22 protein-coding genes are annotated in these 24,829 nt (G+C 60.7%); 16 read left to right on the top strand and 6 right to left on the bottom strand.

The window, feature by feature from the left end:
- Positions 1–144 precede the first annotated feature (144 nt).
- From AD669_RS14610 to AD669_RS14575, 8 genes are all read left to right on the top strand, one after another.
- Positions 145–897, top strand: a complete 753-nt coding sequence (locus AD669_RS14610; RefSeq protein WP_016774450.1) for a GntR family transcriptional regulator — start codon at positions 145–147, stop codon at positions 895–897.
- The gene (locus AD669_RS14605; protein WP_053120932.1) at positions 894–2,624 is read left to right on the top strand and encodes a fumarate reductase/succinate dehydrogenase flavoprotein subunit; all 1,731 of its coding nucleotides are present in this window, start codon (positions 894–896) and stop codon (positions 2,622–2,624) included. The genes AD669_RS14610 and AD669_RS14605 overlap by 4 nt, the downstream gene beginning before the upstream one ends.
- Before the next feature lie 26 nt (positions 2,625–2,650).
- Positions 2,651–2,896 carry a ferredoxin family protein gene (locus tag AD669_RS14600; RefSeq protein WP_003225615.1) on the top strand — a complete coding sequence of 82 codons (246 nt, stop codon included), beginning with the start codon at positions 2,651–2,653 and terminating at the stop codon, positions 2,894–2,896.
- Between the two features lie 231 nt (positions 2,897–3,127).
- Positions 3,128–4,531 (top strand): ABC transporter substrate-binding protein, encoded by a 1,404-nt coding sequence (locus AD669_RS14595; protein ID WP_053120931.1) that lies wholly within the window; start codon positions 3,128–3,130, stop codon positions 4,529–4,531.
- A 144-nt stretch (positions 4,532–4,675) separates the two neighbouring features.
- Positions 4,676–5,458: an ABC transporter permease gene (locus AD669_RS14590; protein ID WP_053120929.1), complete on the top strand. Its 783-nt coding sequence runs from the start codon at positions 4,676–4,678 to the stop codon at positions 5,456–5,458.
- Positions 5,458–6,306 carry an ABC transporter ATP-binding protein gene (locus tag AD669_RS14585; RefSeq protein WP_053120927.1) on the top strand — a complete coding sequence of 283 codons (849 nt, stop codon included), beginning with the start codon at positions 5,458–5,460 and terminating at the stop codon, positions 6,304–6,306. The genes AD669_RS14590 and AD669_RS14585 overlap by 1 nt, the downstream gene beginning before the upstream one ends.
- Positions 6,303–7,265 carry a HEAT repeat domain-containing protein gene (locus tag AD669_RS14580; protein WP_053120924.1) on the top strand — a complete coding sequence of 321 codons (963 nt, stop codon included), beginning with the start codon at positions 6,303–6,305 and terminating at the stop codon, positions 7,263–7,265. Before AD669_RS14585 ends, AD669_RS14580 begins: the two co-directional genes overlap by 4 nt.
- Positions 7,262–7,534, top strand: coding sequence for a DUF971 domain-containing protein (locus AD669_RS14575; RefSeq protein ID WP_053120923.1), 273 nt, complete (start codon positions 7,262–7,264; stop codon positions 7,532–7,534). The genes AD669_RS14580 and AD669_RS14575 overlap by 4 nt, the downstream gene beginning before the upstream one ends.
- A gap of 126 nt (positions 7,535–7,660) precedes the next feature.
- Here AD669_RS14575 and AD669_RS14570 read toward each other — a convergent pair whose 3' ends face one another.
- From AD669_RS14570 to AD669_RS14560, 3 genes are all read right to left on the bottom strand, one after another.
- Positions 7,661–9,319: a phosphoethanolamine transferase gene (locus tag AD669_RS14570; protein ID WP_053120921.1), complete on the bottom strand. Its 1,659-nt coding sequence runs from the start codon at positions 9,317–9,319 to the stop codon at positions 7,661–7,663.
- A 222-nt stretch (positions 9,320–9,541) separates the two neighbouring features.
- On the bottom strand, positions 9,542–10,279 hold the full coding sequence (locus tag AD669_RS14565) for a TorF family putative porin (protein WP_053120919.1): 738 nt from the start codon (positions 10,277–10,279) through the stop codon (positions 9,542–9,544).
- Between the two features lie 188 nt (positions 10,280–10,467).
- A complete protein-coding gene (locus tag AD669_RS14560; protein WP_053120917.1) occupies positions 10,468–12,210 on the bottom strand; it encodes an amidohydrolase in 1,743 nt (580 codons plus the stop codon).
- A 103-nt stretch (positions 12,211–12,313) separates the two neighbouring features.
- On the opposite strand from AD669_RS14560, the gene AD669_RS14555 reads away from it, so the two are divergent.
- The 8 genes from AD669_RS14555 (at position 12,314) to AD669_RS14520 (ending at position 21,172) form a co-directional block, all read left to right on the top strand.
- Positions 12,314–13,231, top strand: a complete 918-nt coding sequence (locus AD669_RS14555) for a LysR family transcriptional regulator (RefSeq protein WP_053120915.1) — start codon at positions 12,314–12,316, stop codon at positions 13,229–13,231.
- 200 nt (positions 13,232–13,431) lie between these two features.
- Entirely contained in the window at positions 13,432–14,049 is a 618-nt protein-coding gene (gene lexA, locus AD669_RS14550; protein ID WP_053120913.1) for a transcriptional repressor LexA, read from the top strand.
- Entirely contained in the window at positions 14,049–14,666 is a 618-nt protein-coding gene (gene imuA, locus AD669_RS14545) for a translesion DNA synthesis-associated protein ImuA (protein ID WP_053120911.1), read from the top strand. Before lexA ends, imuA begins: the two co-directional genes overlap by 1 nt.
- 7 nt (positions 14,667–14,673) lie before the next feature.
- Positions 14,674–16,089, top strand: coding sequence for a DNA polymerase Y family protein (locus AD669_RS14540; RefSeq protein ID WP_053120910.1), 1,416 nt, complete (start codon positions 14,674–14,676; stop codon positions 16,087–16,089).
- Positions 16,065–19,163, top strand: a complete 3,099-nt coding sequence (locus AD669_RS14535; RefSeq protein WP_218187434.1) for an error-prone DNA polymerase — start codon at positions 16,065–16,067, stop codon at positions 19,161–19,163. The genes AD669_RS14540 and AD669_RS14535 overlap by 25 nt, the downstream gene beginning before the upstream one ends.
- A 265-nt stretch (positions 19,164–19,428) precedes the next feature.
- Positions 19,429–20,115 carry a CsgG/HfaB family protein gene (locus AD669_RS14530; protein WP_172680119.1) on the top strand — a complete coding sequence of 229 codons (687 nt, stop codon included), beginning with the start codon at positions 19,429–19,431 and terminating at the stop codon, positions 20,113–20,115.
- A gap of 32 nt (positions 20,116–20,147) precedes the next feature.
- Positions 20,148–20,516: a DUF4810 domain-containing protein gene (locus tag AD669_RS14525; RefSeq protein WP_053120904.1), complete on the top strand. Its 369-nt coding sequence runs from the start codon at positions 20,148–20,150 to the stop codon at positions 20,514–20,516.
- On the top strand, positions 20,513–21,172 hold the full coding sequence (locus AD669_RS14520) for a DUF799 domain-containing protein (RefSeq protein WP_053120902.1): 660 nt from the start codon (positions 20,513–20,515) through the stop codon (positions 21,170–21,172). Before AD669_RS14525 ends, AD669_RS14520 begins: the two co-directional genes overlap by 4 nt.
- A 192-nt stretch (positions 21,173–21,364) precedes the next feature.
- Here the strand turns inward: AD669_RS14520 and AD669_RS14515 are convergent, their stop codons facing one another.
- From AD669_RS14515 to AD669_RS14505, 3 genes are read right to left on the bottom strand one after another with little or no spacing between them, the layout of a single operon-like run.
- Positions 21,365–22,027 (bottom strand): flavin reductase family protein, encoded by a 663-nt coding sequence (locus AD669_RS14515; RefSeq protein WP_053120900.1) that lies wholly within the window; start codon positions 22,025–22,027, stop codon positions 21,365–21,367.
- 12 nt (positions 22,028–22,039) lie between these two features.
- Complete coding sequence (locus tag AD669_RS14510; RefSeq protein ID WP_053120898.1) at positions 22,040–23,527, bottom strand: amidohydrolase family protein; 1,488 nt, start codon at positions 23,525–23,527, stop codon at positions 22,040–22,042.
- A complete protein-coding gene (locus tag AD669_RS14505) occupies positions 23,524–24,720 on the bottom strand; it encodes an amidohydrolase family protein (protein ID WP_053120896.1) in 1,197 nt (398 codons plus the stop codon). The genes AD669_RS14510 and AD669_RS14505 overlap by 4 nt, the downstream gene beginning before the upstream one ends.
- Positions 24,721–24,829 lie beyond the last annotated feature (109 nt).

Genomic DNA, 24,829 nt, shown 5'->3' with positions numbered 1-24,829 from the left:
TCGCGGTCTCATGTAGGAGCTGCCGAAGGCTGCGATCTTTTGATTTTCAACACCGAATCTAAGGTTATGCCCAAACAATATTTCTAACCTTGTCATAACAACTCTAAGATCACGTCATAACTCGTTATAACAAGTGATCCCGCGATGACCGATAACGTTCTCTCCCTCAGTAGCGTTCCTCTGCACACCCAATTACGCGACGTCCTCCGTGCGCGCATTCTCGACGGCGAATACCCGCAAGACAGCCAGATGCCGTCCGAAAGCGAGCTCGGTGCACTGTTCAAAGTCAGCCGCATCACCGTGCGCCAGGCCTTGGGCGATCTGCAAAAAGAAGGCCTGATCTTCAAGATCCACGGCAAAGGCACCTTCGTCGCCAAGCCGAAAACCTTTCAAAACGTCAGCAGCCTGCAAGGCCTCGCCGAGTCCATGACCGGGCGTGGCTACGAGGTGATCAACCGCCTGCGCAGCTTCAAATTCATCCCGGCCGACAAGCGCGTGGCCGAGCGTTTGCAGGTCGCCGAAGGCGAGATCGTCGCGCAGATCAAGCGTGTACGCCTGATTAATCGCGAACCAATCTCGCTGGAAATCACCTACCTGCCCAAAGCCGTCGGCGAACGGTTGGAGAAGGCTGATCTGGTCACCCGCGACATCTTCCTGATCCTTGAAAACGACTGCGGCATCGCCCTCGGCCACGCTGATCTGGCCATCGACGCGGTGCTCGCTGACAGCGATCTGACCCAGGCGCTCAATGTCGAGGCCGGCTCACCGATCATGCGCATTGAGCGGCTGACCCACGACGCACAAGGCCAGCCGCTGGACTTCGAACACCTTTACTACCGTGGCGATGCGTTCCAGTACCGCCTGCGGATCGACCGGCAAAAAGGGGAGCAGGCATGACCCGCAACGTTCTCGAACAGGAATACGACATCGTCGTCATCGGCGGCGGCACTGCCGGGCCGATGGCCGCCATCAAGGCCAAAGAAAAGAACCGCGACCTGCGCGTGCTGCTGGTCGACAAGGCCAACGTCAAACGCAGCGGCGCGATCAGCATGGGCATGGATGGCCTGAACAACGCGATCATCCCCGGCCACTCGACGCCGGAGCAGTACACCAAGGAAATCACCATCGCCAATGACGGCATCGTCAACCAAGCTGCGGTGTACGCCTACGCGACGCACAGCTTCGAAACCATCGAACAACTCGACCGTTGGGGCGTGAAGTTCGAGAAAGACGAAACCGGCGATTACGCAGTGAAAAAAGTCCACCACATGGGCGCCTACGTGCTGCCGATGCCGGAAGGGCACGACATCAAAAAAGTCCTCTATCGCCAGTTGAAACGTGCGCGGGTGAGCATCACCAATCGCCTCGTCTGCACGCGGTTGCTGACCGACGAGGAGGGCACCGTCAACGGGGTGATGGGCTTCGACTGCCGCACCGCCGATTTCCATGTGATCAAAGCCAAAGCGGTAATCCTCGCCTGCGGCGCCGCCGGACGACTCGGCCTGCCATCGTCGGGCTACCTGATGGGCACCTACGAAAACCCGACCAATGCCGGCGACGGCTACGCGATGGCCTATCACGCCGGCGCCGAACTGGCCAACCTCGAGTGCTTCCAGATCAACCCGCTGATCAAGGATTACAACGGCCCGGCCTGCGCCTACGTCACCGGCCCGCTGGGTGGTTACACCGCGAACAACAAGGGTGAACGCTTCATCGAGTGCGACTACTGGAGCGGGCAGATGATGTGGGAATTCCACCAGGAACTGGAGAGCGGCAACGGCCCGGTGTTCCTCAAACTCGATCACCTGGCCGAAGAAACCATCCAGAACATCGAGGAAATTCTGCACAGCAACGAGCGCCCGAGTCGCGGCCAGTTCCACGCCAATCGCGGCACCGACTACCGCACGCAAATGGTTGAAATGCACATCTCCGAAATCGGTTTTTGCAGTGGTCACTCGGCGTCTGGCGTGTGGGTCAACGAACGCGCGGAAACCTCGGTGAAAGGCTTGTACTCGGCGGGCGACATGGCGGCCGTGCCACACAACTACATGCTTGGCGCCTTCACCTACGGCTGGTTTGCCGGACACAACGCGGCGGATTTTGTCGCCGGGCGTGAGTTTTCTGCGCTGGATGCCGAGCAGATTGAAAAGGAAAAAGCCCGGGTCTACGCGCCGCTGGATCGCGAACACGGTCTGCCGCCGGCGCAGGTCGAATACAAGCTGCGGCGCTTCGTCAACGATTACCTGCAACCGCCGAAAGTGACCAAGAAAATGCAGATCGGCCTGCAACGCTTCAGCGACATCGAACGCGATCTTGATCAGATGAAAGCCAACAACGCCCACGAACTGATGCGCGCCATGGAAACCAGCGTGATTCGCGACTGCGCCGAAATGGCTGCGCGCGCCTCGTTGTTCCGTGCGGAAAGCCGCTGGGGTCTTTATCACTATCGTGTCGATCACCCGCAGCGTAACGACAGCGAGTGGTTCTGCCATTGCCATCTGAAGAAGGGCGATGACGGCCAGATGACCAGTTTCAAGAAAGCCGTCGAGCCTTACATCATCCCGCTCGATGCCGAGGAAATGCAGGCCTACGACCGTTTGCGGGTCGGCGCCTTTGCCGCTTGATGCACACCTGAAAGAGAGTCCGAACCATGGCCTATCAAGCTCAAGAAATCTTCTTCCGCTCCAACGCCCCCGTCACCGTCGATGAGGACAAATGCATCGCCGAAAAGGGCTGCACCGTGTGTGTCGATGTCTGCCCGATGGACTTGCTGGCGATTAATCCGGCGACGCAGAAGGCCTACATGGCGTTCGATGAATGTTGGTACTGCATGCCGTGCGAGAAGGATTGCCCGACGGGTGCCGTGAAAGTCGACATTCCCTATCTCCTGCGTTGAAACGCAATCCACTGTGGGAGCGAGCTTGCTCGCGAATGCGGTGATCCAGCCAGCACATCGACACCTGACAAACCGCTTTCGCGAGCAAGCTCGCTCCCACAGGGATTTGTGGCAAACCATTAGCCATCCGGCAAACCCCGGACGCTGGATCCATCGAAAACCCCTCGTTTCCCACCGCGCCCTGATCGCGGCGGAGACGAACTCAAATAAATGATTCGAGGGGAAACAACCATGTTGCGTGCAGCAATCGCCGGTCTGGTACTGGCTTCGTTCACCGTGTCGGCCTCGGCCGAAACCATCCGCATCGCCATCGGCACCCAGGACACCACCATCAACTGCGCCGCCGGCGGGTTGTTGATTCGTGAACTCGGACTGCTCGACAAATACCTGCCCCACGACGGCGCCTACAAAGACGCCACGTACGATGTGCAGTGGAAGAACTTCACCAGCGGCGCACCGCTGACCAACGAGATGGTCGCCGGCAAACTCGACTTCGGCGCCATGGCCGATTTCCCCGGTGCGTTCAACGGCGTGGCGTTTGAAACCGCCGGCAAGCACAGCCTGTTTATCAGCGTGCTGTCGGGCAGCATCAAGGGCAGCGGCAACGGCATTGTCGTGCCGAGCGCATCGGGTGTGCAGTCGCTGAGCGAACTCAAGGGCAAGACCATTTCCGTGCCGTTCGCCTCCACCGCGCACGGCATGTTGCTGCGTGCCGTGGCGGCGCAGGGCTGGGATCCGCTGAAGGACGTCAACATCATCGCCCAGCCGCCGGAAGTCGCCGGCTCCGCATTGCAGGCCGGCAAGATCGACGCTCACGCCGATTTTGTGCCGTTCGCCGAACTGTTCCCGAGCCGGGGTTTCGCGCGCAAGATTTATGACGGCGCCCAGGCCAATGCGCCGACGTTCCATGGTGCGCTGGTGGATCAGGCGTATGCGAAGAAGTACCCGGAAGTCGTCGTCGCTTATCTGCGTGCGAGCATCGAGGCCAATCAGTTGCTCGCCGCTGAGCCTGAGAAGTACAGCGAGTTGATCGCCAAAGTCACCGGTGTCGATGCTGAGGTGAACTACCTGTTCCATGGCCCGCTCGGTGTGCAGACCCGCGACCTGAGCTGGAAGCCGGAATATCGTCAGGCGGTGGGTACCGCGATCGACACGCTGAAGCTGCTGAAGAAGGCTGATCGCGGGCTCGATCTGAACAACTTCATTGACGATCAATATATTCGTGCGGCGTTCAAAGCGTCGGGTCTGGATTACACGGCGCAGCTGGCGGATTACGCGCAGACGCCGTTGAAGAGCACGGATGCGGTAACGGGAAAAGCAATCACTGACGTTAGCCATGTCGCCGAAATCTGGGTGCGCGGTGAGGGCAAGGTGCGCCAATACGCCTCGGCGGAAGAGGCGTTTACTGCGCTGGCGGCGTTGAAGCAAGAAGGTAAAAACGTTCGGGCGGTGTATGCGCAGGCCAGTGATAGCGGGATCAAGTTGCTCGCCGAACAGGCGTGGTTCGCCAGTGATGCCAAGGGGCGCTTGAGCGCCTTCCTGCTCAAAGGCCAGGCTCAGCAATTTGCCTCGGCGCAGGGCGGCAAAGTCTTTGACTTCACCGATGCCACCACCCAAGCCGTTGCCAGTCGTTAACTCAAACGTAGATCGTTCCCACGCTCTGCGTGGGAACGCCTCAATGGACGCTCTGCGTCCGCTTTGGATGTGACGCGGAGCGTCACGGGATGCATTCCCACGCAGAGCGTGGGAACGATCAGATCTCGGTTGTGAGGAATAATTGTGTATCGATCTTACTTTCGCTGGGTTCCGAGGGCCGCATCACTGCTGCTCTGCCTGCTGTTCTGGCAACTCGCCGCCAGCCACCACTGGAACCTCGGCCTCGTCACCTTCGCCAACGTGCCGACACCCATCGCGGTGATCGAAGCCGCGCTGGGCCTCGGCGACTCCGGCAAGCTCCTGCAACACCTGACCGCCAGCCTCAGCCGCGTCTTCGCCGGCTACCTCGCAGCGCTCGTCATCGGCATCGCCCTGGGCCTCGCCATCGGCCGTTCAAAATGGGCCGAAGACCTGCTGCTGCCACCGCTGGAAGTCCTGCGCCCAATCCCCGCCGTCGCGTGGATTCCGCTGGCGATTCTGATGTTCCCGTCCTCCGAATTGTCGATGGTCTTCATCACCTTCACCGGCGCGTTGTTCCCGATCCTGCTCAACACCGTGCACGGCGTCGAAGGCGTCGACCCACGTTTGATTGCCTCAGCGAAAAGCCTCGGGGCAGGGCGCCGGGCGATCCTGCTGGAAGTGATCCTGCCCGGCGCTGCGCCAAGCATCATCACCGGTTTGGCGATCGGCATGGGCACTTCATGGTTCTGCCTCGTCACGGCGGAAATGATCTCCGGCCAGTTCGGCATCGGCTATTACACCTGGGAGTCCTACACCATTCAGAACTATGCCGACATCGTCGTCGGCATGCTCTTGATCGGGGTGTTGGGCATGGGCAGCAGTCTGCTGATCAAACGTCTGGGCGGGTTGTTCACGCCTTGGCATCGACCGCGAGGAAAAGCCTGATGAGCGCGATGCAAACCCCGGAAGGGCGGATCGACATTCGCCAATTGTCCATCGTCCTCGGCGAAGGTCTCGAAGCCTTTGAAGCGGTGCAAGGCCTCGATTGCCAGATCGAGCCCGGCCAGTTCGTGTGCATTCTCGGCCCGTCCGGTTGCGGCAAATCGACGTTGCTTGGTGCATTGGCCGGGCATTTGAGCGCTCACGCCGGCAGCCTGAAAGTTGATGGCGGCGAAGTGTCCGGCCCATCACCACAGCGCGGCATGGTGTTCCAGCATCACACGCTGTTCCCGTGGCGCACGGTGCGCGACAACGTCGCTTTCGGCCTGAAGATGCGCGGCATCGGCAAAGCTGAACGGCATCGCGCCGCCGACGACATTCTCAAACTGGTCGGCCTCGAAGGCTTCGCCGAACGCTGGCCCGACCAGCTCTCTGGCGGCATGCAGCAACGCGTGGAAATCGCCCGGGTGCTGGTCAATCGCCCGCGCCTGTTGCTGATGGACGAGCCGTTCGGCGCGCTGGATGCGCTGACCCGGTTGAACATGCAAGAGCTGCTGCTGGACATCTGGACACGCATCCGCACCACCGTGGTGTTCGTCACCCACGACATCGACGAGGCGCTATTTCTTGCCGACCGCTTGCTGGTGATGAGCGCGCGGCCGGGGCGCATCATCGAAGATCTGCGCCTCGACTTTGCCCGACCGCGCACCACCGAGCTGGTCACCAGCCCTGAATTCTCGCGCCTCAAACGCCACTGCCTCGACCTGCTGCGCCACGACGACGACCGACCGCTGCCGCGCCTCAACCCGCTCGGTCTGCCTCCCGAAAACCCTTTGCCGCGATTTGCCCTATGACCTCTATTTTTGCTGTGACCGATAACGTTGACATCCTCGCCCTGCAACCGCGCCTGACCGCTGAAGACGCCGGGGTACGGCGCATTGCCCTGATTGATCTGGCCGATCTTGAAGAGCCGGATGGCCTGCTCTGGCTGGTGGATCGCTTGGGCCAGGATCCCGCTGAAGAAGTCCGCACTGAAGCCGCGCGATTGCTGGAAGCCTGGGAAGATGAAGACGTCGTGCAAGCCTTGTGTGAGGCGCTGACTGATCCCGCGCCATCGGTGCAATCCGCTGCCGCGCAGAGTTTGAGCCTGCTCAAAACCGAAGCGGCGGGGCGGGTGATTCTGCCGTGGACGGATCACGCTGATGTCAGCGTTCGTATTGCGGCGTTCCGTGCATTGCGTGAACTGCGATTCGCCGATGCCGCACCGGCTGCGCTCTCGGCGCTGAACGATGCCGATGCCAGCGTGCGTCGTGAAGCGGTGGGCGTACTCGGCTGGCTCAAGCAACTCGACGCGTTACCGGCATTAGCAAGATTGGCCAGCGACGATCCCGACACCGAAGTTCGCCGCGCCGCCACCGGTGCATTGGGCCTGGCCTCCAGCGCCGACGTTCTGCCAGCACTGCGCCAGGCCTTGCAGGACAACGCCTGGCAAGTGCGCGAAGAAGCCGCGACGACTTTGGGCAAGATCGGCCACATTGACGCGGGCTCAGCACTGGTTGACGCCTTGAGCGATGACTATTGGCAGGTACGTTTGCGTGCCACGCGCAGCCTCGGTCGCCTGCGTTTCGCTCCGGCGCTGGACGCATTGATCGAAACCCTCGGCCATCGCATCAGCAACCTGCGCAAAGAAGCCGCACTGGCCTTGGGTGAACTGAATGATCGCGGCGCCGTCGCCGCGTTGCAGGCCGCGCAGGATGACGGCGACCCGGAAGTGCGCAAAGCCGTGCGCATTGCCCTGAGTCAGCTGCAATGAACCCGCTGTCGGTGGGTAACTCACAAAGTGAACGAACGCTGCGCCTGAACTGGCCGGATGGCCGTGAACAGCAACTCAACCACGCCGAACTGCGCCGCCAGTGCCCCTGCTCGCAATGCCGCGCGTTTCGCCTGAAAGGCATGGTGCCGCTGGTAGATGAGCGCATTCGCCTGATCGAACTCAACCCCCAGGGCTACGGCGTGCAACTGATCTTCAGCGACGGCCACCAACGCGGCATCTACCCGTGGGCCTATCTGGCAAACCTATGACAATCCCTGTAGGAGCTGCCGCAGGCTGCGATCTTTTGATCCTGTTTTTTATAATCAAGATCAAAAGATCGCAGCCTTCGGCAGCTCCTACATTGATCATTGCCAATCAGCAATCAGCCAGTCGGGTTATTGCGCGGCTGTCATTGAGGGCCGGCAGCCGTGGAAAATATCCAGCCCCGGTTGATACAGCGACGTCTTCACTTCAAACAACCCGAGCACCGAATGAAACAGGTTGTCGTGGCTCAAACCGGCTTCCCCGGTCTTACCCTGCAGGCAACCGCGATCAATCCCTTCATTGGCCAGTGTGTGATCACCAAACCACATCACCATCGGCACATGCGTCTGCGCTTCCGGCGCCAATGCATACGGCGCCGCATGCAAATACAGGCCGTTCTCACCCAGTGATTCGCCATGATCGGACACATAAATCATCGACGTATCCAGCGTCGCCTGATTGCGTTTGAGCAACTCGATCACCTTGGCGAGGAAATGGTCGGTGTACAGAATCGTGTTGTCGTAGACATTCACCAGTTCATCGCGACTGCAACTGCCCAACTGATTGGTGTGGCAGATCGGTTTAAAGCGCTCCAGCGCTTGCGGATAGCGCTCGTAGTATTCCGGGCCGTGGCTGCCGTCGGCGTGCAGGACGATGATCGCGTGGCCCTTGAGGCTGTCTATGTAGCTTTGCAGGTCTTGCAGTAACGCTTCGTCGAGGCAGTTATTGCCGTCGCAGAACGGCCCCGGTTGACTCTTCGCGATGTCACGGTGCGGCACGCGCAGGCAGGTGCCTTTGCAATCGCTGTTGTTGTCCAGCCACAACACTTGCACGCCAACCCGTTGAAGAATGTCGAGCAGGCCTTCGTAGGTTTTGCCTTTCTTGTCGCTGTAATCCTCACGCGGAAACATCGAAAACATGCATGGCACCGACACCGCCGTCGACGTACCGCAGGAATGCACTTGAGTGAAGTTGAGAATGTCGAGTTTGCTCAGCTCGGGATTGGTCTCGCGTTCATAACCGTTCAACGAGAAATGATCGGCCCGGGCGGTTTCGCCGACGACAAACACCATCAGCGATTTTTTCTCGCGGCTGGCCGCTTTGGTGTTCATCACCGCGTCCTCACCGATGGCTTGCACCACGAAGTGCTTTTTGATGCCCAGGCGTTGCTTGGTGTATTTGCTGATCGCGTAGATGTAGTTGGTCGGGTTGATGAAGTGGGTGAGCTTGTCTTCTTCGCGAAAGATCGGCGCGTAAGTCGAATAGAACGTGCCCACCGATGCGGCAATTACCAGCACGCAGCCGATGATCACCAGAACCTTGTTGAGCAACCCGCGAAAGAACGGCCGATAACTCACCGGCCAACGCCAGATCAACACCGCCGGCAGCACGCCGAGCAGCAGCACATAGGTCAGCAATTTGCCGTTGAACAGCGCGGTGGCTTCGGACGGGGTGGTTTCGAAGACGTTCTGGATCATCACCGTGTCGATGGTGATCCCGTATTCATTCATGAAATACGCGGCGCAGGCCGAGAGCAGGGCGACCACGGTGAGCGCCGGTTTCAACGTCCAGCGGAACGACACCAGAGTCAGCAAGAGAGTAATGGCGGCCCACAAAAACAGCCCGAAGGAGGCGAAAAACGCCAGTTTTTGCGCGCCTTGCAGGGTGATCAGCGTGCCCAGCGCCTTCCAGGTCGCCAGGTTATACAGCGCGACCAGTGCCAACGAAAACAACAGCACCAGTCGGGTAGAAGTGATGGACGGTAAACGCAGTCCGTTGCCCAAAGCCATTCGCATTTTTCCTCTACTCAAATAGAAAACACACACGGTTGCGCGTGTAACTGTAGAAGAACAATAGTAAAAATTCCGTAAACATCCTGTAACAACTACAGAAAATACCGCCGCCCCTGTAGGAGCAGAGCTTGCTCGCGAAGGCGTCATGTCGGCCAACATATTTGCTGACTGATACGACGCCTTCGCGAGCAAGCTTTGCTCCTACAGCGGATCGATTTGTCAGAAGGATTTGCTTAGGCTGGCGACGACGGTCGCGGTGCAGACGTCCTTGAAGCCCCAGTTACTCAGGCATTGGCTCTGTGAGAGGTCGGTATCGATATAGCTCAGGCCCAACACCACGCCGGCGAGGTTGTGAGTGAGTTTCACCTCCCATTCGCGGTACGAGTCTTCAGCGCTGCCAGACGCCGAATACAAATGCGGATCCTTGAAATCCATATTGCCGTAACGCAGCTTCAGCCCCGAGTCGTACGGCAATTCGGTTTCATAACCGATGTAGGTGTACAGCGAGTTTTGCTTGCTATCGATCCCCGGCGCGTCGTTGGAGTAATACGCCGCCAGTTTCACCCCGTACACGCCGAGAATCCCGTAGACCTCACCTTGGTTGAACTGGCTTTCCTTGGGGTAAGCGTACTTGATGTAGCCCAGATCGAGGCTGACCGCTTCGGTCGCTTGCCACAGCCAACCGGCGTAGTAATCGACTTCCTGACGGGTTTTTAGACCGCCGCCGAAATCGACGTTCGAACTCCACGCGCCGAGGTACAGACCGCTGCTGTGGGCAAGGGTCAGACCGGCCTGCACGGCAGGGTCATTCTGGGTTTGCGAGATGCCACGGGTGCGGTAGTCGCTGGCTAAAGTGAGATCCACCAACACAGCAAAGTCATCGTTCAAAGGGATCGCTTGGCTGCTCAAGGGCAGCACGCTCAAGAAACTCAGGGCGAACAGGGGCAAGGCTTTCATGTGAAGTCCCGATGTTGTGATTATTGTTGGGGCAGTACGAAAATTGTGGGTGGGAATGCGATCCCTGCCACCCACACAAATCCTGTGGGAGCGGGCTTGCTCGCGAAAGCGGTGGTTCAGTCAATGAAGATGTTGAATAGACTGGCCTCTTCGCGAGCAAGCCCGCTCCCACAGGGGGAAACGCGTTGTTATTGGGTGGCGGTGTAGACCTGACGGCCGCCAAACCAGGTCTGCAACACCTGGGTGTCATGCAGATCTTTGTTGTCGACGCTGAACACATCGCGATCGAGGACGATAAAGTCCGCCTGCTTGCCCGGCGTCAGCGAGCCGATCTGTTTCTCCAGGCCAATCGTGCGCGCCGCATTGACGGTGTAGGCATAGAACATGGTGTCGCGATCCAGACGCTCATCAGCATTGAGCACGCCCAATGGGCCGACGCGGGTGATCGCCTGCGCCATGGCGTTGAACGGGTTCGGCGTCGACACCGGCCAGTCGCTCGCGCCGGCAATTGTCGCGCCTTGTTTGAGCAGAGAATGCGCCGGGTACTGATAACGGAAGGCGAGGGCGCTGACGTAGGGCTTGATCATGTCGGTGGTGTAGTCGTCGGCGCTGGCCCACAGCAACTGCATCGAGGCGATGACGTTGAGCGGTTTGAAACGGGCGAACTCTTTCGGGTTGACCATTTGCAGGTGAGTGATCGAGTGAGTCACGCCGCTCTGGCGATCCTTGCGTGCCTGGGCGATGCCGTTCAGCGATTCACGCACCGCGCGGTCGCCGATGGCGTGGATGTGCACCAGCCAGCCACGTTGGTCGATGGCGCTGACCAGTTCGCCGAAATGCTGCGGATCGATCAGCAGTTCGCCCTGTTTGTGCGAGTTGCTGTACGGGTCGATCATCGCCGCGCTTTGCGCCGGGAATTCGATCACGCCATCGGCGAAGATCTTGATGCCGGGCAGGGTCAGGTTGGGAATGCCCTGAAATTGCTGGCGCACCTTGTCCAGCGTATCGAGATCGGCGGGCACGCTTTTCGGATTGGCCACCAGCAGCGCCGCGACGTGCACGCTCATGTCGCCACTTTCCGACAGCGCTTTATAAGCCGGCAGCACGCCGACGGTTTTTTCGGTGGGTTTGAGCGCGAACACCGCTTCGCCCGGTGCGGCGTTGGCGGCCGGATCCATCCACGCGGTGATGCCGAGGCTGTTGTTGTAGCGCACCGCTGATTTTGCGGCCTTCAACATGTCGGCGGGGCTTGGCACTGGCATTTTCGAGGCGACCCGATCCCAACCGGCATCGACCACAAAACCGTTCGGCTCGCCGCTGGCCAATTTGCCGATGGTGTCTTTTTCCGCGTCGGGCAGGGTTTTCAGCAGGGCCGCGTCAATCCCGGCACGCTTGAGCATCACATTGTTGGCCCACGCCGTGTGGTGGTCGCTGCCGATAAACACCACCGGCACATCGGCCCATTCGCCGCTGTTGAAGGTTTTGCCCAAGGCCTCTGCCTGCGCCCAATAAACCGAACTCATGCCGGCAATGCTCAGCACGTCGCCGTGTTTCGCCTTGCCGTCTGCACGCCAGTCGCGCAGACGCTTTTGCAGTTCGTCGAGGCCGACGACTTCGTCTTCCATGTTCGCCGAAGTCATCTCCAGTCCACCGAAAATCGCGTGGGAGTGGCTGTCGATCAGGCCGGGCATCAATGCTTTGCCCTTGAGGTCGATGACTTGGGTGCCGGGTTCGATCAGCGCTTTGATCTGCGCGTCGGTACCGACCTTCAGCACTTTACCGTTCTCTACGGCGAGGGCCTGCACCTTGGGTTGCGCGCGGTCGGCGGTGAAAATCTTGCCGTTGACCAGGATCAGATCAGGTGCGGCCATGGCTTCCATCGAGGCAAAACTTACAGCGGCTACCAACAGACTCGGGATGAATCTTTTCATTGAAGATTTCCTTGTTATTGCGTCTGATGGCGAGATTAGTGGCTGTCAGCGGCTGACAGAACGCCTCCCTCACGAAAAACGTTTTTGCCTGAATGGAAAAAGCATGGACAAGTTGGGCGCATTAAAGATGTTCGTGGTCACCGCGCAGCTCGGCAGTTTCAGCCGCGCCGCCGAGCAGTTGGGCAAGACCCCGTCGGCGCTGACCAAAGCGGTCAATCATCTGGAGTCGGAGCTGGGCGCGCGGCTGTTCGAGCGCAGCACGCGGCGGATTCTGCTCACGGAAATCGGCCGGGTGTACCTGGAAACCGCGCGACTGGTGTTGCAGCGACTCGACGAGGCCAGCGAGGAAATCGAGCAGTTACAGCACGGCTTGCGCGGCAGCCTGAAAATTACTGCGCCGCTGGCCTATGGGCGGGCGTTTCTCGATCAAGTGTGTGACGGATTCTTACAGCAATACCCGCAGATCAGCCTGCAAGTGGATCTGTGCGATGCGTTCGTCAATCTGCTGGAAAGTGGTTATGACCTGGCGTTGCGCGAGGGTCACGATGATTTGCCGGGGCTGATCGCGCGGGTGGTCGGCAGCAATCGTCTGGCCCTGTGCGGCAGCCCCGAGTATCTGGCGCGCAAGGGCTTGCCGGTGAATCCGCAGACCCTTGAACAACATGAATGGCTGCTTTATCAGCATCCGTTGCTGAGCCGCGAATTCTGGTGGGCCGAACGCGATGGCCAGCGTTTGAGTCTGGCGCAACCCACGGCGCCGTTGTTGCGCAGCGATAATTACGATTTGTTGCTGGCCAGTGCGTTGGCCGGGCGCGGTTTGCTGCACACGCCGCTGTGGAGCGCCGCGCCGTATATCGCCGACGGGCGACTGGTGCGGGTCATGGCTGATTACGAAATCGATCCCGACACCTTTGGCCCGCACATTCTGGCGGTGTACCCGAGCCATCGGCGGGCCACGGCCAAGGTTGTCGCCTTCATTGATTACATCGCCGAATTCCTGGCCGAACGTGGCTTAAGCTGATACCCCATTCCCCTGGGTGATGGCCTCACCGTCTTCCACGATGATCGCGTTCACTTCATGTAGGAGCTGCCGAAGGCTGCGATCTTTTGATGTGGCTTTTTAAAACAAGATCAAAAGATCGCAGCCTTCGGCAGCTCCTACATTGATTTCCGGGGATCCGGACTGGCGGCGCTTGTCAGGAAAAAGCCAAAAGAGTACAAATGTACTCCATGACGAACCTCACTCCCCGCCGTACCGCCATCCTGACCTTTATCCGCGATCGAATCGCCGAGCACGGTCAGCCCCCAAGCCTCGCTGAAATCAGCGAGGCTTTTGGTTTTGCCTCGCGCAGCGTGGCGCGCAAGCATGTGCTCGCGCTCACTGAAGCCGGTTTTATCGAGGTCAATCCCAATCAGGCCCGGGGCATTCGTTTGCTCGGTCAGCCGCCGCGCCCCGAACTGCTCGACATTCCCGTGCTCGGCCGCGTCGCTGCCGGTGCGCCGATTGGCGCCGATGCCGACGTCCATAGCCGCTTGATGCTCGACCCGGCGCTGTTCTCGCGCACGCCCGATTACATGCTGCGGGTGCAGGGCGATTCGATGATCGAGGACGGCATTCTCGACGGTGATCTGGTCGGTGTGCGACGTAATCCCGAAGCGCTTAACGGCCAGATTGTCGTGGCGCGCCTCGACGGTGAAGTCACCATCAAACGCTTCGAACGGGTTGGCGACGAAGTGCGCTTGTTGCCGCGCAACCCGGCGTATCGGCCGATTGTCGTGCGTGACGATCAGGATCTGGCCATCGAAGGGGTGTTCTGCGGTCTGGTGAGGCAAGGCTGATGGGCGCCGTCGTTGCGTTGGATACGCTGTTCAATGGCGGCCAGGTCTGGAAGGGCCGGCCTGCGCCACCGGCGGCCAGCCCGCAACCGACCGGACATGCAGCGCTGGACGCGGCACTGCCCAGCGGTGGCTGGCCGGAAGCGGCGTTGAGTGAAATCCTCTTGGCCGGCCCCGGTGTCGGTGAACTGCAACTGGTCTGGCCGACGCTGGCGCGATTGTCGGCGGCGGGTGAGCGCATTGTGCTGGTGGCGCCGCCGTTCGTGCCGTATCCGCAGGCGTGGGAAAACGCCGGGGTCGATCTGCGTCAATTGTCGGTGATCCAAGCCAGTGAGCGCGATGCCTTGTGGGCGGCGGAACAGTGTTTGCGTTCAGGCAGTTGCGGCGCGGTGCTGTGTTGGCCGCACAAGGCCGATGATCGTGCGTTGCGGCGTTTGCAGGTGGCGGCGGAAACCGGTCAGACCCTGGCCTTTGCTTGGCGACCGTTGAGCGAAGCGGTCAACCCGTCACCGGCGGCGTTGCGCATCGCCATCGACGCCAAACCCGCACAATTGCGCGTGCTCAAGTGCCGTGGCGGCTTGGCGCGTACGGCGCCGATTGCCTTTGCCGTGGGTCATTGAGGTCAGCATGCGCTGGGTCTGTATTCTTTTTCCGCAATTGGCCTTGGACGCGGTGCTGCGTCAGCGCGCTGATCCGGATGAACCGTTAGTGCTGCTCAGCGGCCCGGCTCAGCGGCGGGTGCTGCAAGCAGTCAACCCGGCCGCGCGCAAACTTGGCTTGCGTGCCGGACAGTCGATGACCGCCGCTCAGGCGATGAGCAAAGGTTTTGCTACCGCCGATTACGAGGCCGCCGAAGTCGAACACTGGCAGCAGTTTCTTGCCGCGTGGGCCTACGGTTTCAGCGCGCAGGTCAGCGTGCATTACCCGCGCACCGTGGTGTTCGAGATCGAGTCCAGCCTTGGTCTGTTTGGTTCCTGGGCGCAGTTAGAAGCGCGTTTGCGCAAGGAGCTGACCGAGTTGGGTTTCCGCCATCGCATCGTCGCCGCCCCCAACCCGGTGGCCGCGCGAGTGCTGGCCAATGCTTACGACGGTTTAGTGGTGCCCGACGGCGAAGCTTTGCAGCATCACCTCGGCCAGTTGCCGGTTGACCGCGTCGGTCTGGAACCGGGCGTGGCCACGGCGTTGTCGCGCATGGGCCTGCGCAACCTCAGTCAGGTGCAGAGCCTGCCGCGTCAGGCGCTGGCCCGGCGTTTCGAAGCGCAGATGCTTAAACACCTCGACACCTTGTTCGGTGCACGACCACTGGCGCTGGAGTTTTACCTGCCGCCGGATCGTTTTGATGTACGCATCGAACTCAACTTCGACGTGCAATCGCATCAGGCCTTGTTGTTCCCGTTACGGCGTTTGACCGGTGATCTGTCGGCGTTCCTTTGTGGTCGCGACAGCGGCGTGCAGCGTTTTGATCTGCATCTGGAACATGCCGGGCTGCCGGACACCGTAATCAAAGTCGGCCTGCTCAGCGCCGAACGTGATCCGGCAATGCTTTTCGAATTGGCCCGTGGGCGGCTGGAACAAGTGCAGGTTGAGGCGCCGGTGCGCGGCTTTCGTCTGCGCGCCGAAGATCTGCCGAGTTTCGTCCCGCAGTTTCAGGAGCTGTTCGATGACCGCCCGCAGCAGACGCTGCCGTGGGAGCAGTTGCGCGAACGCCTGCGCGCGCGTCTGGGTGATGACGCGGTGCAGGGTTTGCGCTTTCAGGCTGATCATCGACCGGAGTGCGCTTGGCAGCACGGCGTCGATAAACAGCGCTGCGCCGTGTTGCCCGGCGTGCACCGTCCGGGCTGGTTGCTCGGTGAGCCGCAGAGTGTGCCGCAAGGTTCGGCGCGGATCCTCATGGGCCCGGAGCGCATCGAATCCGGCTGGTGGGACGGTGACGATGTACGCCGCGATTATTACCTGATCCAGAACCGCGCCGGTCAGCAAGGCTGGGCGTATCGCGCGGTGGGTGAGGGCGGGCCGTTGTGGCTGCAAGGCTGGTTCGCATGAATGACGGCTATGCCGAATTGCACTGCCTGTCGAACTTCAGTTTCCAGCGCGGTGCCTCCAGTGCCCTTGAGCTGTTTCAACGGGCAAAAAAACACGGCTATCAGGCGCTGGCGATCACCGATGAATGCACGCTGGCCGGGATCGTCCGGGCCTGGCAAGCGGCGAAATCGGTTGAGCTGCCGCTGATCATCGGCAGCGAAGTGCGCATCGAAAACGGCCCGAAACTGGTGTTGCTGGTGGAGAGCCTCGCCGGTTATCAGGCGCTGTGCGGCTTGATCACTCGCGCCCGGCGGCGCACCCAGAAAGGTCAGTATCAGGTACTGCGCGAAGATTTCAGCGAGCCGCTGCCGGGGTTGCTGGTGTTGTGGGTGCCGGACTCACTGGATGACGTGGAAGAGGGCCGCTGGCTGAAGCAGACGTTCGGCGAGCGCCTGTGGCTGGCGGTGCAATTGCATCGTGGCCAGGACGATCAACAGCGTTTGGCGAGGTTGTTGAGTCTGGCCGGTGAACTGCAGATTCCCGCCGTGGCCAGCGGTGATGTGCACATGCACGCCCGTGGTCGGCGCGCCCTGCAAGACACCATGACTGCGATCCGTCATCACGTGCCGGTGGCCGAGGCCGGGTTGCGCCTGCATCCCAATGGCGAGCGGCATTTGCGCAGTGTCGAGGTGTTGCGCGAACTGTATCCGCCAGCACTGCTGGAAGCGTCGGTGACTCTGGCCCGGCGCTGCACTTTCGATCTCGGCGAGTTGCGTTATCAGTACCCGAAAGAGTTGGTGCCGGAGGGGCACTGCGCCAGTTCCTGGTTGCGACAACTGACGAAACAGGGCATCGCCTGGCGTTGGAAGAAGGGCGCGCCCTTCAAGGTGTTGCGGCAGATCAACAAGGAATTGCAGCTGATCGCCGAGCTCGGCTACGAAAGCTACTTCCTCACCGTGCATGACGTGGTGCGCTTTGCCCGCGAGCAAAAAATCCTCTGTCAGGGCCGTGGCTCGGCGGCCAACTCGGCGGTGTGTTTTGCCTTGGGCATCACCGAAATTAATCCGGATCACACCACGTTGCTGTTCGAGCGGTTCATGTCAAAAGAGCGCAACGAGCCGCCGGACATCGACGTCGACTTCGAGCACGAACGCCGCGAAGAAGTCCTGCAATACGTGTTTCGCCGTTATGGCCGTCATCGTGCGGCGCTGACGGCGGTGGTCAGCACCTATCACGCGGCCGGTGCCGTACGCGACGTGGCCAAGGCCTTGGGCCTGCCACCGGATCAGATCAACGCGCTGGCCGATTGTTGCGGCCACTGGAGCGACGAAACGCCACCGCTGGAGCGTTTGCTTGAGGGCGGCTTCGACCCTGACAGCCCGGTGCTACGGCGGGTATTGAGCCTGACCGGCCAATTGATCGGTTTCCCCCGGCACCTTTCACAACACCCCGGCGGGTTCGTGATTTCCGAGCAACCGCTGAGCATGCTGGTGCCGGTCGAAAATGCGGCGATGGCCGACCGCACGATCATTCAGTGGGACAAGGACGACCTCGACGCGGTCGGCCTGCTCAAGGTGGATATCCTTGCCCTCGGCATGCTCAGTGCGATTCGCCGCTGCTTCGACCTGCTGCGCCGGCATCGCAATCAGGATTTGAGCCTGGCGACGATTCCTTCCGAAGACAAACCGACCTACGAAATGATCAGCCGCGCCGACACCATCGGCGTGTTCCAGATCGAATCGCGGGCGCAGATGTCGATGCTGCCGCGCCTGAAACCGGCGACGTTTTACGACTTGGTGATTGAGGTCGCCATCGTCCGGCCGGGGCCGATTCAGGGCGGCATGGTGCACCCGTACCTGCGCCGCCGGAACAAGGAAGAAGAGGAAACCTACCCGTCGCCAGAACTCAAGGTCGTTCTGGAAAGAACCCTGGGGGTGCCGCTGTTTCAGGAACAGGTGATGCAGATCGCCATCGTTGCCGCCGATTACAGCCCCGGTGAGGCGGATCAGTTGCGCCGTTCGATGGCCGCGTGGAAACGTCACGGCGGACTCGAACCGCACAAGGAACGACTGGCCGCCGGCATGAAGAAAAACGGTTACACGCCGGAGTTCGCTGCGCAGATCTTCGAGCAAATCAAAGGCTTCGGCAGCTACGGTTTCCCTGAGTCCCACGCCGCCAGTTTTGCCTTACTGACCTACGCCAGTTGCTGGCTCAAGTGCCACGAACCGGCGGCGTTCGCTTGTGCGCTGATCAACAGTTGGCCGATGGGTTTTTACAGCCCCGATCAAATCCTGCAAGACGCACGCCGGCATCATTTGCAGATTCGCCCGGTCGATGTGCGCGCCAGCGATTGGGATTGCAGTCTGGAACCGATTGCCGGGGCACAACCGGCGATCCGCATGGGTCTGCGCATGATCAAGGGCTTTCGCGAAGACGATGCCCGGCGCATTGAAGCTGCACGCTCGCGCGGGATATTTGCCGACATCGCCGACATCGGCGAACGGGCCGCGCTCGACAGTCGGGCGCAGGCGTTGTTGGCGGACTCCGGCGCGTTGCGCGGCCTGGCTGGGCACCGGCATCGGGCGCGTTGGGAAGTCGCCGGGGTGCAGAAACAACTGGGATTATTTGCTGGCTTGCCGAGTCAGGAAGAGCCTGATGTAGTGCTGCCCAAGCCGAGTGTCGGTGAGGATTTGCACGCGGATTACACGACGATTGGCACCACGCTGGGCCCTCATCCACTGGCGCTGTTGCGCGGTGAATTGAAGGCACTGCGCTGCCGCAGTTCGCAGGAGTTGCTCGATGTCGAGCATGGCCGGCCAGTGAGCGTTGCCGGACTGGTCACCGGGCGGCAGCGACCGGGTACCGCCAGTGGCGTGACCTTCGTGACCCTCGAAGATGAATTCGGCAACGTCAACGTGGTGGTCTGGCGCGATCTGGCCGAGCGTCAACGGCAGGTGTTGGTCGGTTCGCAACTGCTCAAGGTGGATGGCCGCTGGGAGCGCCAAGGCGAAGTCCGCCATTTGATTGCTGGACGCTTGAGCGACCTCAGCCCACTGCTCAATGGCATCCGCGTGCAAAGCCGCGATTTCCACTAATAAAACTCCGACCTGATCGTTCCCACGCTCTGCGTGGTAACGCCTCCCGTGACGCTCCGCGTCACAGCGGACGCAGAGCGTCCGTAGCGGCATTCCCACGCAGAGCGTGGGAACGATCGACAGGGGGTAAACAGGCCATTTCGTTGGCGTCAAAAATATCTGTTCGCAATGATGGCACTTTGTCATAATGCCGCCCCTTTCAAGCTCCCACCCCACGTCGCCGTGCCGGGACACACCGTTTTTCAAGAAGGAATACTCAGTGAGAATGATCTCCCGGATGTTGGTCTCAGGCGTTGCCATTGCCGTGCTCGGCACGTTGGCCGGTACCCTTGCCGGTTGCGCCACCGAAAGCTCGCGCGCGTTGCCAGTGGCCAAGGTTGAAAGCGCCTCTCAAGTCTGGACTGGCGTACGTGTGCCGATGGCCGTGGGCAAGTTCGACAACCGCTCCAGCTACATGCGCGGGATCTTCTCTGATGGCGTCGATCGTCTCGGCGGCCAGGCCAAAACCATCCTGATCACCCACTTGCAGCAGACCAACCGCTTCAGCGTGCTGGATCGCGACAACATGGGCGAGATCCAGCAGGAAGCGGCGATCAAGGGCCAGGCCCAGCGCTTGAAGGGTGCTGATTACGTGGTCACCGGTGACGTTACCGAGTTCGGCCGCAAAGAGATCGGCGATCACCAGTTGTTCGGCATTCTTGGCCGTGGCAAAACCCAGATCGCGTACGCCAAGGTCAACCTGAACATCGTCAACATCAGCACTTCCGAAGTGGTGTATTCCACGCAAGGCGCTGGCGAATACGCCTTGTCCAACCGCGAAATCGTCGGCTTCGGCGGCACCGCAGCTTACGACTCCACCCTCAACGGCAAAGTACTGGATCTGGCCATGCGCGAGGCGATCAATCGTCTGGTCGATGGCATGAACGCCGGTGCCTGGAAGCCGGGCAACTGATCGACGCCCATTGATTGCAAGGAGCAACACCCATGAATTCGACGTTGTCGCGCTCGCTGATGGCGCTGACGCTGGCCGCCAGTGCCTTGCTGGCCGGTTGTGCCGGCCCGAAAACCCTGTACCAGTGGGAAGATTACCAACCGCAGGTCTACGAATACTTCAAAGGCGAAGAGCCGAAAGAAGCGCAGGCCGAAGTGCTGGAACGTGACCTGCAAAAGATTCGCTCCACCGGCAAAGCCGTGCCGCCGGGTTACCACGCCCACCTTGGCTTGCTCTACCTGAGCATGGGCAAGGACGATCAGATGGTGCAGCAGTTCAACACCGAGAAAGCGCTGTTCCCCGAGTCCGGCCCGTACATGGATTTTCTGCTTAAAAACGCCAAGACCGGAGACGCCAAATGATCTCGCGTACCCTGAAGTTACTCGCCGCTGGTTTGGCCCTGACCGTACTCGGTGGCTGCGTAGCGCCAAAAACCGTGGACTATTCGGCGTACAAACAGGCACGCCCGAAGACCATTCTGGTGCTGCCGCCGCTGAACACTTCGCCGGATGTGAAGGCCTCTTACAGCCTGCTGTCGCAAGTGACGTTCCCGCTGGCCGAGGCCGGTTATTACGTGTTGCCGATTGCGCTGGTGGATGAAACTTTCCGCCAGAACGGCCTGACCACCCCGGACGATATCCATCAGGCCCCGCCGAACAAACTGAAGGAAATCTTCGGTGCGGACGCGGCGCTGTATATCACCGTGACCGAGTACGGCACGCGTTATCTGGTGATCAGCAGTGAAACCGCCGTGACCGCGACGGCGAAACTGGTGGATCTGAAAAGCGGCACAACGCTGTGGACCGGTTCGGCGCGGGCGTCGAGCGAAGAGGGCGGCAACAACGGTGGCGGCGGTTTGATCGGCATGCTGATCACCGCAGCGGTGAAGCAGATCATCAACAGTTCGACCGATGCCGGTTACCCGATTGCCGGTGTGGCGAGCAATCGTCTGCTCTCGGCCGGTCAGCACGCAGGCCTGCTATACGGCCCGCGTTCGCCGAAATACGGCACTGACTGAAAGATCAAAAGATCGCAGCCTGCGGCAGCTCCTACAGGGGGAATGCATTGATCTTTCCCACGCTCTGCGTGGGAACGCATCCCGTGACGCTCCGCGTCACAGTGGACGCAGAGCGTCCATGGCGGCATTCCCACGCGGAGCGTAGGAACGATCAGTAGGAGCTGCCGAAGGCTGCGATCTTTTGCTGTTGGTTTATTTTGCGGCTGGCCAGAACCGTTCGCCACCGCCCGGTGCTTCCGTCCACGCTTGCAACGAGCGAGTCGGCAGGTCGAAATAATCACGGGTGCGCGCATAACCATGGCCGCCCATACGCCCAATCGCATCCAGCCCCAATTGATCGATGTACAAGGTTTTCGGATCGATCAGCTCATCGCGCACATGCGCCATCAACACTTCACCGAAAATGATCTCCCGCGACTGACCGATGTTCAGCGCCATCATCCGCCGGCACTCCAGCGCCACCGGCGCCTCACCAATGCGTGGGCATTTCACCGTGGTACCGGGAATCGCCGTCAGGCCTGCAGCGGTCAACTCATCGAAACCCGGAGCAAACGGCACGGCACACACGTTCATGGCCTCCACCAACGCGTCGCTGACGATGTTCACGGTGAATTCCTGATTCAGCTGAATATTGCGCGTGGTGTCTTTCGGGCTCTGATCGCCATAGTTCTCCACGCCCAGCGCCAGAATCGGCGGATCCGCCGACAGTGCATTGAAGAAGCTGAACGGCGCGGCATTGATCCGGCCCTCGCCATCGATGGTGGTCACCAGCGCAATCGGCCGAGGCACGACGCTGCCAATGAGAATCTTGTATTTTTCCCGTGGGCTGAGCTGGCTGAAATCGAAACTGTGCATGGGCAAAAACCTCTAGGAAAGTGGATCGATGGCGCTCAATGGCGCGTCGGCGCTGTAGTCATCGGCGAATGGAATGGACGGCTGGAACAGGGTTTTCCAGTCCGGCCGGGTAAACGCGCGGTCGCTGTGGCTGCGCATGAGTTTTTCGTATTGAAGTTGGGCCTGACGTTGCAGGGCGGGGTAGTCGACGCCGGTGACCTGACCGTCGTGCATCACACAACGACCGTCGATGTAACTGGCGACGCAATCGTCGCCGCGCCCGGCCAGCAGCAAGTTTTTCAAAGGGTCGAACAATGGCCCCAGATGAAGGCCGCGCAGACTGAATACGGTGATGTCGGCTTTGGCGCCGGGGGCCAGTCGACCGAGGTCATCGCGACCCAACGCCCGCGCGCCACCGAGGGTCGCGGCGTTATACAGATCGAGGCTGCTGGTCAACGCCGAGCCGCCCTCCATCAGCCGCGCAATGTTCAAACCGTGGCGCATGTTTTCCAGCAGATCCGCCGGCCAGGTGTCGGTGCCGAGGGCGAAGTTGATGCCCTTGTCGCGGTAGCGACCGAATGAATTCAACGCCTCGCCATCGCGGGCAAACACCAACGGGCAATGCACCAGACTCGCGCCGCCGTCGATCAGCCGTTGCAAATCATCGTCGCCAGCGGTGTAGATGCCGTGCGGCAGCAGACTGCGCGGCGTGAGCAAGTCCAGTTGCTGCAACCACTCCAGCGGTGACGCGCCGCGCAATTGCTCAACCATCGCCACTTCGCTGAGCGCCTGGCAGCAATGCAGACGCATCGGCGCATTCAGTTCGCGGCTCAGCGCGGCGGTGCGTTGCAGCAATGCCGGTGTGCAGGTCTGGATGCGATCCGGCAGCAGCGCGCCACGAATCAAACCGTCATGGGCGCCGTCGAAATCCTTGAAAAAGCGTTCGGCCGCATCCAGTCCGGCCAGCCCGCGAGCTTCATCCCAGTGATGGGCGAGGGTACCGTCGGCCTGCCAGTAACTCATGCCGCTCATGTAGCAGGGGCCGAGGTAAGTGCGTAAACCGAGTTCACCGGCAACATCGGCGACGGCGGCAAATTCGTCGTAGGTTTCCGCCCACTCGCGGTAGTACATCGAGGTGATCGGCATCGCCGTGGTGATGCCGTTGCGGATCAACTGGGTGAAGGCGTAGCGGTATTTGAAGACTTCTTCGTCGGCGCTGTATGTCTCACGCGGGCCGGCGGCCAGATACTCGGATGACCACATGCGGCCCATGGCGCGTTCGTCGCCGTTGTCCAGCGTCAACACCGTGGAGTCGAGATCGCCCAGCGCGTCGAGGTCGATGAAGCCAGGGCCGATCAGCGCATTGCCGTAATCAATCCACTGATCCACCGCCCCGGCATAACCGCGCCCGACGAATTCGATACGGGACCCCGAAAACACCACTTCACCGTCGCGCCACAGCACATGCTGCGCGCCGTCGAAACCAACCACGCAACTGGCCTTGAGACCGATGCGTTTCACAGACGGCTGCTCAGCAAACGGCCACCTTCGGCGATCAACGTGCCACCGCGATAGACCTGACGCAACGGCCGCGCCACGACCGCCTCGCCCAGCGTCTCAACCGGCATCAGCAAGAAGTCCGCACGCTGACCAATTGCAAAACCGTAATCCTCGATACCCAGCGCCCGCGCACCATTTACCGTGGCCGCCTCGAACGCCGCCGCCAGCTCATCGTCCTTGCCCAAATCAAAGCGAAACGCCAACAACATCGCCCGTTCGAGCATGTCGCCATTGCCCATCGGCGACCATGCATCGCGAATGCCGTCGGAACCCAGGCAGACATTGACGCCGGCCTCGCGCAACGCGAGAAACGGCGGCACAGCGGTGTCGGCCGGCGCCGAACTCATCAGCGAAATCCCCAGCGCCGCCAAACGCTCGGCGACCGGTTTGACCTGGCTCCACGGCAACATGCCGAAGCAGTAGGCGTGGCTGATCATCACCCGGTTTTGCAAGTTGAAACGCTCGGTGTAATCAGCGATCAGCGCGATTTGCCACAGGCCCAGCTCACCTTTGTCGTGCAGGTGAATATCGACGCCACGGCCGAATTCAGCCGCGAGTTTGAAAACGAAATCGAGCTGCGCGATCGGATCGTTGTCGATGCCGCACGGGTCGAGCCCACCGACGTTTTCCACGCCCAGCGCCATTGCTTCACGCATCAATTCGGCGGTACCGGGGCGGCTGATCAAACCGGTTTGCGGGAACACCACCAGTTGCAGGTCGATGAAGTCTTTGTAGCGTTCCCGCAGTTGCTGCATGGCTTCGACGTGACGCAGACCGAATTCCGGGTCGATGTCGACGTGGCAGCGCATGGTCAGCGAACCACGGGCGATGCAGTTTTCCAGCAGCGCGCCGGCGCGTTCGGCGATGGGCGCGGTGACTTCGCGGAGAATGCGGCGCTCGTTGCTGATGTAGTCCTTGAGCGTCGGCCCCGCGCTGTTTGGGCGCCAGGGTTGGCCGTAGAGGGTTTTGTCGAGGTGGACGTGGCTTTCGACCAATGCGCTGGTGAGCAGTTGATTGTGGCCGTCGATGTCGCTGGCGGACAGCGGCGAATTGCTGGCCGGACGGCGCTGAGTGAAGCGGCCGTTTTCGATGAGCAGGTCTTCGACGGCGGCGCCGTAGGGGCGCACGTTGCGTAGCCAGTGTGGCTGGGTCATACAAACCTCGTTCAGGTCTTTGGATTTTTTCCCTCACCCTAGCCCTCTCCCGGAGGGAGAGGGGACTGAATGGGGGATATTGGAGAGATACACCGACTTGGAATATTTG

The sequence above is a fragment of the Pseudomonas sp. P1.31 genome (genome assembly GCF_001269815.1).
GTDB lineage: Bacteria > Pseudomonadota > Gammaproteobacteria > Pseudomonadales > Pseudomonadaceae > Aquipseudomonas > Aquipseudomonas rustica.
This window is presented reverse-complemented; position numbering and strand designations above follow the sequence as displayed.